At 74.2% G+C, this 9,161-nt stretch carries 8 protein-coding genes; 2 read left to right on the plus strand and 6 right to left on the minus strand.

From position 1 onward, the window contains the following. Nucleotides 1–191: 191 nt before the first annotated feature. From HCJ92_RS19230 to HCJ92_RS19245, 4 genes are all read right to left on the minus strand, one after another. A complete protein-coding gene (locus tag HCJ92_RS19230; protein ID WP_167934870.1) occupies nucleotides 192–1,919 on the minus strand; it encodes a long-chain-fatty-acid--CoA ligase in 1,728 nt (575 codons plus the stop codon). A 225-nt stretch (nucleotides 1,920–2,144) separates the two neighbouring features. Continuing rightward, nucleotides 2,145–2,717, minus strand: a complete 573-nt coding sequence (locus tag HCJ92_RS19235; protein ID WP_167934871.1) for a SigE family RNA polymerase sigma factor — start codon at nucleotides 2,715–2,717, stop codon at nucleotides 2,145–2,147. A gap of 497 nt (nucleotides 2,718–3,214) precedes the next feature. Next, the gene (locus HCJ92_RS19240) at nucleotides 3,215–3,880 is read right to left on the minus strand and encodes a CatB-related O-acetyltransferase (RefSeq protein WP_338054264.1); all 666 of its coding nucleotides are present in this window, start codon (nucleotides 3,878–3,880) and stop codon (nucleotides 3,215–3,217) included. A gap of 314 nt (nucleotides 3,881–4,194) precedes the next feature. Continuing rightward, entirely contained in the window at nucleotides 4,195–4,500 is a 306-nt protein-coding gene (locus tag HCJ92_RS19245; RefSeq protein ID WP_167934872.1) for a hypothetical protein, read from the minus strand. 814 nt (nucleotides 4,501–5,314) lie between these two features. Here HCJ92_RS19245 and HCJ92_RS19250 point away from each other — a divergent pair. Continuing rightward, on the plus strand, nucleotides 5,315–6,022 hold the full coding sequence (locus HCJ92_RS19250) for a helix-turn-helix transcriptional regulator (protein WP_167934873.1): 708 nt from the start codon (nucleotides 5,315–5,317) through the stop codon (nucleotides 6,020–6,022). A gap of 105 nt (nucleotides 6,023–6,127) precedes the next feature. On the opposite strand, the gene HCJ92_RS19255 is transcribed toward HCJ92_RS19250, so the two are convergent. Next, complete coding sequence (locus HCJ92_RS19255) at nucleotides 6,128–6,529, minus strand: VOC family protein (protein WP_167934874.1); 402 nt, start codon at nucleotides 6,527–6,529, stop codon at nucleotides 6,128–6,130. 120 nt (nucleotides 6,530–6,649) lie between these two features. On the opposite strand from HCJ92_RS19255, the gene HCJ92_RS19260 reads away from it, so the two are divergent. After that, the gene (locus HCJ92_RS19260; RefSeq protein WP_420824745.1) at nucleotides 6,650–8,149 is read left to right on the plus strand and encodes a serine hydrolase domain-containing protein; all 1,500 of its coding nucleotides are present in this window, start codon (nucleotides 6,650–6,652) and stop codon (nucleotides 8,147–8,149) included. Between the two features lie 178 nt (nucleotides 8,150–8,327). On the opposite strand, the gene HCJ92_RS19265 is transcribed toward HCJ92_RS19260, so the two are convergent. Beyond that, a complete protein-coding gene (locus HCJ92_RS19265) occupies nucleotides 8,328–8,783 on the minus strand; it encodes a GNAT family N-acetyltransferase (RefSeq protein ID WP_167934876.1) in 456 nt (151 codons plus the stop codon). Nucleotides 8,784–9,161: the final 378 nt, after the last annotated feature.

The raw sequence follows: 9,161 nt of genomic DNA on the forward strand, positions 1-9,161 counted from the left end.
CTTGCGTGCCGCCGGTACCGCGACGCGGTGATGCGACACCCGCCGGGGGCGCTCCCTGGCGGCTCGCGCCGCGGCCCGGCCCCGGTGATCGAACGGCCGGGGGCGGGTGGCCCGCGCCGGGGCGGCCCCGGGGGCTTCCGCGTCGACCGTGCCGCTCCTGACCTCCGAGGCGGTTCAGGCGTCGTCCCGGTTCAGTCGTCGAGTCGGTCGAGCGTGACGACGCCGAGTTCGCCGGCAGCGTGGCGGGCGCGGAGCTGCTTCTTGTCGAACTTGCCGACGCTGGTCTTCGGGACCTCGTCGATGGTGGTCCAGCGCTCGGGCAGTTGCCAGCGCGGGACCCGGTCGGCGAGGAAGGCACGGAGCGCCTCGTGGCCCGGGGCGTCACGACCGGAGTCGTCGGCAGCGGCGCCGTCCGGGGCGCCGCCCGACGTGGTCCCGGCCTCGTCGCCGTTCGGGGCGTACACGACGGCGGCGAGCGGTCGCTCGCCCCACACCTCGTCCGCGACGGCGACGACGGCTGCCTCGGCGATGCGGGGGTGGGCCATCAGGTGGTTCTCCAGCTCGACGCTGGAGATCCACTCGCCGCCGGACTTGATGACGTCCTTGGCCCGGTCGGTGATCGTCAGGTAGCCGTCCGCGGTGATGGTTCCGACGTCGCCGGTGCGCAGCCAGCCGTCGGGGCTGAACCGGTCCGCGGGCCGGTCGGGGCCGGTCTCCGGGCCGCCGTAGTACGCCCCGGCGATCCACGGGCCGCGCACTTCCAGCTCCCCGGCGCTGACACCGTCCCACGGCTGCTCCGCACCGTCGGGCCCGATCAACCGGGGCTCGACCGAGGCCGGGAAGCGTCCCTGACTGACCCGGTAGGACCAGGCGTCCTCGCCGGTCAGGCCGCGGGGCGGGTGAGCGTAACTGCCGAGCGGGGAGGTCTCCGTCATGCCCCAGGCGTGCTCGACCTTCACCCCGTGGCGTTCCTGGAACTCCCTCATGAGGGAGGGCGGGCAGGTGGAGCCCCCGATCGTGACCCGGCGGAGCGAGGAGATGTCGCGCGGACGCGCCGCCAGCTCGCCCAGCAGCCCCTGCCAGATGGTGGGGACGGCGGCGGCGTAGGTGGGGCGTTCGGCCTCGATCATGTCCGCCAGTGGGCCGGGCTGGAGGAAGCGGTCGGGCATCAGCAGGCTGACGCCACCGAGGAACGCCGCGTGGGGCAGTCCCCAGGCGTTCACGTGAAACATCGGGACCACCGGCAACGCGAGGTCGGCGCTGCTCACTGCCATGGCCTCGACGGTGTTGACGTGCAGTGAGTGGAGATAGATCGAGCGGTGCGAGTAGACGACGCCCTTGGGGTCCCCGGTGGTACCGGAGGTGTAGCAGAGAGCGGCGGCGGTGGTCTCCGCTAGGTCGGGCCACGGGTACGCGGTGGGACGACCCGAGAGCAACGTCTCGTAATCGTGGACGGCGGGTCGGCAACCGGCCAGCACCGAGGTGTCGCCCTCCCCCACGACGACGACGTGTTCGACCGAGGAGAGCTTCGGCAACAGTGGCGCCAGCAGGGGGAGCAGGGTTCCGTTGACCAGAACGACGCGGTCGGCGGCGTGGTTGACGACCCAGGCGAGCTGCTCGGGCGGCAACCTCAGGTTCAGGGTGTGGAGGACCGCGCCCATGCTCGGGACGGCGAAGTACGTCTCCAGGTGCTCCGCGTTGTTCCACATCAGGGTGGCGACGCGATCGCCCGGCTCTGTTCGAAGCTCGTCGGTGAGGGCGTGGGCGAGCTGGGCGGCGCGAGCGCCGGTCTCGCCGTAGCTGCGGCGGTGAGCTTCACCGCCGGTCCACGTGGTCACCTGCGAGTCGCTGTGGACGGTGGAACCGTGCCGCAGCAGCCGTGAGACGAGAAGGGGAACGTCCTGCATCGTGCTGTACACCGGGCCTCCCGAGGTCGCGGGACGAGACGCGCTGCTTCCTGTACACGCCGGTAGCTTCAGTGAAGCGCAGTCTGGCACCGGCCGCCCGGGATGTCAGCGGATCACACACGGCCGGTGATCACTCGTCCCCTCGGTGCCGCCCGGGGCACGACGGGCCGGCCCGAGAGGCGGAGTGCGCCGGTGTCCGGGGCAGCGGAGAGGGCGGGGCGGGCAGTCGGGGCCGGGTCAGGCGGCCATGGGCTGCTGGGACGAGGCGGCTTCGGACTCCGCCGGGGTGATCACGGCGGCAAGAGAGAGGTCGCCCCGCAGCTTGGTGAGGGCGCGGGAGACCGCGCTCTTCACCGTGCCGACGGAGACGCCCAGCACCTCTGCGGTGCGCACCTCGCTGAGGTCCTCGTAGTACCGCAGGACGACCATCGCACGCTGCCGGGCCGGCAGCCGCATCACGGCCTGCCACATGGCGTCGCGCACCGCCTGCTGCTCCGCGGGGTCGGCAGTGGGCAGCGGTTCGGGCTCGGGCAGCTCACCGGTGACGTACTCGTCCACGCGTCGCTTGCGCCACTGCGAGGTTCGCGTGTTGACCAGCGTCCGCCGGACATAGCCGTCCACCGCGCGGTGATCGGCGATCCGCTCCCAGGCCACGTAGGTCTTCGTGAGCGCGGTCTGGAGCAGGTCCTCGGCGTCGTTGGGGTCCGAGGTGAGGGAGCGGGCCGTGCGCATCAGCACCGGGCGACGCGCCTGTACGTAGGACGCGAAGCTCAACGGTGTCACCTGCGAGGTGCTTCCTGGCGTGGTCATGCTTCATAACGTAGGCCGCGCAAGGGGTCCGGCGGATCGGCCCCAGGTCTGGTCGGGCCCTCCCTCCAGCGGAGTAGGAACCGCGTCCCGCCGACCACCCACAGGTGGAGGTGGGGTCGTCTCGACGTCGGGGTTCTCAGGGTCGGCATCAGGGGCACCGGGGTGCCTCCCCGGCGACGAGATCACCGAGGGCGATGTTCCACGTGAAACATGTGACCTCCGAGGCGCCTCACGGACTCCTCCGCACCGCCGTCGGGCGGTCGACTGCCCCGACCCGCTCCGGAGGGTTACCCGGACCATGGCTCCCCCACACCCGCCGCGGGCGACACGACCGCCGCGGTTCGGGCGGCGAGGTCAATGGTCCGCAGGTCGGGTCTTCGTCCGTCACCGCGAGGGGAGCCGCAGCGACGGCCGGCGGTGCCGGGGACGACACCGGCCCGCATGGTCCGCGACGCCGGTATCGGCGACCCGCGGCAGTGGGCCGGTGGGCCGCCGCGTCAGTGGGCCGGCGTGGCCGGGTCGGGCGGGCCGAGCGCCGCCACCTGGCTCGGGGTGCCGGTCATGATCGTGCCCACATGGGCAGTGATCTGTGCGACCGGCCAGTCCCACCACCGCGCCCACAGCAGCCGCTCGACGTCGTCCGCGTCGAACCGGGTCCTGATGTGCCGCGCCGGGTTCCCCGCCACGATCTCGTACGGCCCCACGTCGCGGGTGACGACGCTGTGGGCACCGATGACGGCGCCGTCCGCGATGCTCACCCCGGGCATGATCGTGGCGGCCCGCCCGATCCAGACGTCGTTCCCGACCCGGGTGTCCCCCGCCTGCTCGATGGCCGAGAAGGCATCAATGGTCGCGGCTGCCCACTCACCGCCGAACATGGTGAAGGGGTAGGTGGACGGACCCACCATCGGGTGGCTGCCCCCCGGCATCAGGAAGGTGACGCCCGGCCCGATGGCGGTGAAGCGCCCGATCACCAGACACTGCGGACCGGTGAGATACAGGACGTTGGCTTCCTCGAAGGGACGGTGCCGCCCCTCGTCGTCGTAGTAGGTGAAGTCGCCGACCTCGATGAGCGGCGAGCTGATCTGGTTCTTCAGGAAGACCACGTTGGTCAGCTCGGGCCGGGTGGTGGGGTGCGGCACGTTGGGGTCGGGGGCGCTCACGGCTGCCTCGCTCTGTGGTGGACGGGCGGAAGGGGGTCGGGACGGCGCGCCCCCGAACTGCCACGACGTCCCGGCGTCCGCTACCCGGCGCCGCCGGAAAGCCACTTCCCGCCCCCGGTGGGGGGCGGGAATCGGACGCGGCGGCGGGGGTGAGTCCCGGCGAGGGCCGGGCGGCGGGACGCGAGAAGGTGTCGCCTCCGGGCGACACCTGTAAACGGGGACGGCCTCGTGGCCGCATCGGAAGGCTGCGGCCACGAGGCTCTTCTGATGTCGGGCGCCGGCCGGTCCCCCCGGGACGACCGCCGGCGCCGCCGTCACCAGAGGTTGGTGAAGTTGACCGTGGCGTTGGTCTGGTCGATCGCGGTGAAGCCGCTGCCGACGACGCTCGCCGTGTTGTTCTGGTTGGACGCCCCCTGGCCGGTCGCGGCCTGCTGGGTCGTGGTCGAGTTGCCCTCGTTGTCGTCGCCGACACCGCTGCCGATGTTGCTGACCACGGACGCGTTCGATCCGTAGCCCGCGACGGCGCCGTTGTTCGCCAGGGCGACACCGCCCAGCAGCCCCAGGGCCAGAGGCAGCGAAGCGGCAGCGGCGACGACACGTGCGGTACGGATGTGGGTCATGTGGTTCCTCCTGGGTTGCGGCGCGCCATCGGGACGTGCCGGAGCGGTCGTGCGGAGTTCGGTGCGAAGGCGTGGAGGGTGTGCTGCGGTGCTGTCGAATCGATGCGGTCCGCCGGCCCGGCGGGGCTGCACCCCGCCGGCGGCTCCTCGAACGTCCTCCCCGGCGGACGGGAGTGGCTCCCGCCCCGGCTGGTCCGGGTGGACGATGGGTCTGGGTCTCTGACTCGGAAGGCCGACCCGGAGGCCGGTCGTGGTGCGTTGTCGGTGCAGTGGGCCCGTCGGCCCGGTGATCGTCCGCGACGTCGTGACCCCATGCTGCCCGGACGAACCAGCCGGAACCACCTCATCCCCGAGCTTCCCTCCCACGAATGACCCACATCGCGGAAAACCCCGCTTTCGTGGCGTTTCAACAGCCACGGAGCTGCTCACCGGGGGCGCTCAGCGCCGTCGGCGACCGGTCGCGCGGCGCGCGTGGGGCCCCGCACGCCGACGGCAGGGCGCCGGCGGCCCCTGAGAGCGTGTGTGAGACCCCACGCCGGGCCCGCGACGCCGGCTACGGCCATCTGCTGCGTTGTCAGGAACGCCCGAAGACAACCCGGTATGAGGGCTCCCCTCCGTCGTGCAGCTGACCGCATCCGACGCGCGAGCTGATCCGACGCGGGGTCTCACAGACGCTCTGACCCAGCAGGTGCAGCGGCCCTTCGGTCGGCACCGCACGACGACCGGCCTCGCCCGGGAGCGCTGCCCGCCGAGGCGCCCGGAAGCGGGCCGGACGGGAGCGGCGGCTGTGGGTGGTGTGCGGCATGCTGATGGCATGTACCGGGAACGGACGACGCCCCTGGTCCCGGGGGCCGTGCTCTGGAGCAGGGCCCCGGAGCCCGCGACCGCTGAACAGCGGGTGCTCCCCGACGGGTGCACGGATCTCATCTGGTGCGACGGCCTGCTGGTGGCCGGTCCCGACTCCCGGGCGCACCTGGCCACGACGCCGCCGGGGGTGGCGTTCGACGCGATCCGACTGCCGCCGGGAGCCGGCGCAGCGGTCTTCGGCCTGCCCGCAGCCGAACTACGCGATCAGCGACTGCCGTTGGCGTCGCTGTGGGACGGAGCCACCGTCCGTTCCCTCACCGACCGGCTGGCGGACGCCCCGGACCGTGGTGCCGTGCTGGCCGCCGTGGCCCGGGCGCGCCTGGACGCGGCGGCGGGCTCGGCGCCCGGTGCCGGCGAGGACGCCGACTCGCTGCGGCGGCTGGTGCTCGCCCACGCCCGGCGCGGCACCCCGGTGGCGGAGACCGCCCGCGCCGCCGGGATCAGCGAGCGGCAGTTGCACCGGCGTTGCCTGGCGCTCTTCGGCTACGGCGCCAAGCACCTCGCCCGCGTCCTGCGGCTCCAGCGGGCGCTCGACCTGGTGGCCGCCGGGGTCCCGACCGCCGAGGCCGCGGCCCGCAGCGGCTACGCCGACCAGCCCCATCTCGCCCGCGAGGTGCGGCAGCTGGCGGGGGTGCCGCTCTCCCGGTTGCGCTGAGCGGGACGGGCGCCCGACGGCCGGCCCGGGGCCGGCCGTCGCCCGCAGGGACACCTGCCACCCGCGGCCCGGCGGCCCCGTCAGCAAGCCCCATCGGCAGACCCGTCAGGAAGCGGCGGACGGCAGTGACGCGAAGAGGTCCACGCTGTTGCCGTCCGGATCCAGCACGGTGGCGTAGCGCTGCCCCCAGACGGCGTCCCACGGCGGCAGCTCACCCGGGTGCCCGGCGGCGGTCAGCTCGGCGTAGACGCGGTCGACCTCGGCCGGGGAGTCGCAGGCGAAGGCGACGCCGAGGCCCCCGCCGTGCCCCGGCTGCCACTCGGGAGCGAACGACCGCATCGTCTCCTCCGTGTCCCAGGCGAGCCGGAGCCCGCCGGGGAGTTCGGCCTCGACGTGCGGTACGTCGTCGGCGACGTCGGGCACCGCCACGCCCAGGGTTCGGTAGAAGTCCAGCGAGGCCGGAAGGTTCGAGGTGACGAGTCCGAAGACCGCGATGCGCGTAGTCATAGCCGCAGGTTAGGCACGGGACGGGCCTCCGGTCTTGAACGAATCGGACGAAGGCGGGGGTGGTTCCCGAGCCGGGAAAACCCGTTGCCCCGTCAGCCGCTTCCCTCTTGCATGGCGTCCATGACCGCCTCAGCGCACGACCCCGACCGGCCCGGGACGACGGCGTCCACCGACGCGACCGCCCCCGGTCCCGGCGCCTCCGACACCTCCGCCGCCTTCGCACCGTCCGCGCTCCGCGCGGTGGACCACTCCGCCGACGACGGGCTCGACCCCCTCCCCGCCACCCGGCGCGCGCTGCTCCACCGCACGGCGCGGGCGCAGGCCGAGGGTCGCGCCCCCTCCGTGGTCGCCGCGGTGGTGCGCGGTGGCCGGCCGCGGTGGTTCGCCGCTCACGGAGAGGTGGACGGGGTCGCGCCCGGGCCCGACACGCAGTACCGGATCGGCTCCCTCACCAAGACCTTCGTCGCGGTGACGGTGCTGCGGCTGCGGGACGAGGGGCTGCTGTCGCTGGACGACCGGCTCGATGTCCACCTGCCCGGCGCGCCGCAGGCGGGCGACGCCACCATCGCCCACCTGCTGTCCCACACCGCCGGTCTGGCGGCGGAGACCGGGGCGCCGTGGTGGGAGCGGACCCCGGGTGAGCTGCGCCCCGAACCGGAGGACGTGCACGGCCCGACTCCCCGGCCGCATCCGCCGGGCAGGCGGTTCCACTACTCCAATCCCGGCTTCGCGACGCTCGGGGCGCTGGTCGGAGCGGTACGCGGTCGTGACTGGTTCGAGGTGCTGCGTGAGGAGGTGCTGGAGCCGCTGGGCATGCGCGACACCACGCGGACGCCTCGCGCACCGCACGCCGCCGGCTGGGCCGTCCACCCGCACGCCGACGCCGTACAGCCCGAGCCCGCGGCCGACACGGGGCTGATGGCCCCGGCCGGGCAGCTGTGGTCCACCGCCGCCGACCTCGCGCGGTTCGCCGACTTCCTCTCCCGGGGCGACGAGCGGGTGCTGTCCGCTGCCTCGCTCGCCGAGATGCGACGGCCCGCGGCGCCGCCCGAGGGCGCCGACTGGATCGACGGTTACGGCCTCGGCATGCAGCTGGTGCGGCTGAACGGCCGCCTGTTGGCGGGCCACAGCGGCTCGATGCCGGGGTTCGTCGCAGGGCTGTGGACCCACCCCGAACAGGACGTCGCGACGGTCGTCCTGGCCAACGTCACCAGCGGGCTGCGCGCGGCGACGCTGGCGGCGGATCTGCTGACGACGGTGGCGGAGCGGGAACCGGCGCTGCCGGCGCCCTGGCGCCCGGACCCGGCGCCCGACCGCGAGCTGCTCGGCCTCTCCGGCCTCTGGTACTGGGGCCCGGCCGCCACCGAACTCCGCGTGGGAACCGACCGGGAGCTGCGGCTCGGCTCGCTCGGCGCGGCGACCGGGTCGCGGTTCGCGCCGCAGGCCGACGGGGACTGGACGGGACTGGACGGGTACCTGGCGGGCGAACGGCTGCGCGTGGTGCGGCGGCCGGACGGCTCGGTGAGCCATCTCGACGCCGGCTCCTTCGTCTTCACCCGCCGGCCCTACGAACCGGGGGACCCGGTGCCCGGCGGGGTGGACGACGCGGGCTGGGGCTGACGGCGGACGGGCCCGACGCCACGCGGCGCCCGGCCCGTCGAGCACCGGCGGCAGCGGGCGCGCCGGGGGGGGCCGCCCCACCCGCCGGCGACGCCCGGCGCCCTGCGTCGCACGGCGCCGTACCGGGTGTCCGGCGCGGCGGCGCGCGGCGCCGGGCAGTAGGACCTCGGCCGGACGGTCAGAGGGCGAGCTTGAACCCCACGTGCGAGGCGACGAACCCGAGCCGTTCGTAGAAGCGGTGGGCGTCCTCCCGTGCGGCGTCGCTGGTCAGCTGCACCAGGACGCACCCCTGGCGACGGGCCTCGTCGACCGCCCAGCCGATCATCGTGGCGCCGAGACCACCGCCCCGGTGGCCCTCGCGGACGCGCACGGCCTCGATCAGCGCGCGGGAGGCGCCCTTGCGGGAGAGTCCGGGGATCACGGTGAGTTGGAGTGTCCCGACCACGGTGCCGGCGTCGTCCGCCACCACCAGGTGCTGGTTGGGGTCGGCCGTGATCGCCTCGAACGCCCGACGGTAGGGCGCCGGGTCGTCGACGTCCTCTCGGGTCGCCCCGAGCGGGTCGTCGGCGAGCATGGCCACGATGGCGGGGAGGTCGTCGGCGCCGGCCGGTCGCATCCGCGGAGAAGTCGTCATCGCGCGCACCCTACCCGCCCGCCCGAACGCCCAGGGAGCTCGCTCAACGCCCGCCGTGGAAGGCCGGGGCGGCGCAACCGGCCCCGCCGTGTCGCAGCTTCCGGCAGACCTCGGCGGGCGGCCGGGCAGTTTACGCCGGTTCGGACGACGGTCGTCCGGGTTTCCCGGTATTCACCCGCGGACCGTGAGTGGGTTGACACGCTGTGCGACGGCAGCAGCACGAGCCAGTCGAGTCCGAAGGCGGAGTCATGACGGTGATGTCGGTGAACAGCGGTGCCGGCGCGGCCGGTGGGGAGGAGCGGCCCCCGGCCGCAGCCGCGCGCGAGCACGCGGCGCGGGCGGGCGGGGCACCCGTGGTGCCCCCGATGCCGCCGGCCC

The sequence above is a fragment of the Streptomyces spiramenti genome (assembly GCF_012034385.1).
Lineage (GTDB): Bacteria > Actinomycetota > Actinomycetes > Streptomycetales > Streptomycetaceae > Streptomyces > Streptomyces spiramenti.

Bases quoted from the DNA above. Each gene is read 5' to 3' on its own strand.
- HCJ92_RS19235 (WP_167934871.1), bottom strand. From the start codon at position 2,717: ATGACCACGCCAGGAAGCACCTCGCAGGTGACACCGTTGAGCTTCGCG.
- HCJ92_RS19245 (WP_167934872.1), bottom strand. From the start codon at position 4,500: ATGACCCACATCCGTACCGCACGTGTCGTCGCCGCTGCCGCTTCGCTG.
- HCJ92_RS19250 (WP_167934873.1), top strand. From the start codon at position 5,315: ATGTACCGGGAACGGACGACGCCCCTGGTCCCGGGGGCCGTGCTCTGG.
- HCJ92_RS19255 (WP_167934874.1), bottom strand. From the start codon at position 6,529: ATGACTACGCGCATCGCGGTCTTCGGACTCGTCACCTCGAACCTTCCG.
- HCJ92_RS19260 (WP_420824745.1), top strand. From the start codon at position 6,650: ATGACCGCCTCAGCGCACGACCCCGACCGGCCCGGGACGACGGCGTCC.
- HCJ92_RS19265 (WP_167934876.1), bottom strand. From the start codon at position 8,783: ATGACGACTTCTCCGCGGATGCGACCGGCCGGCGCCGACGACCTCCCC.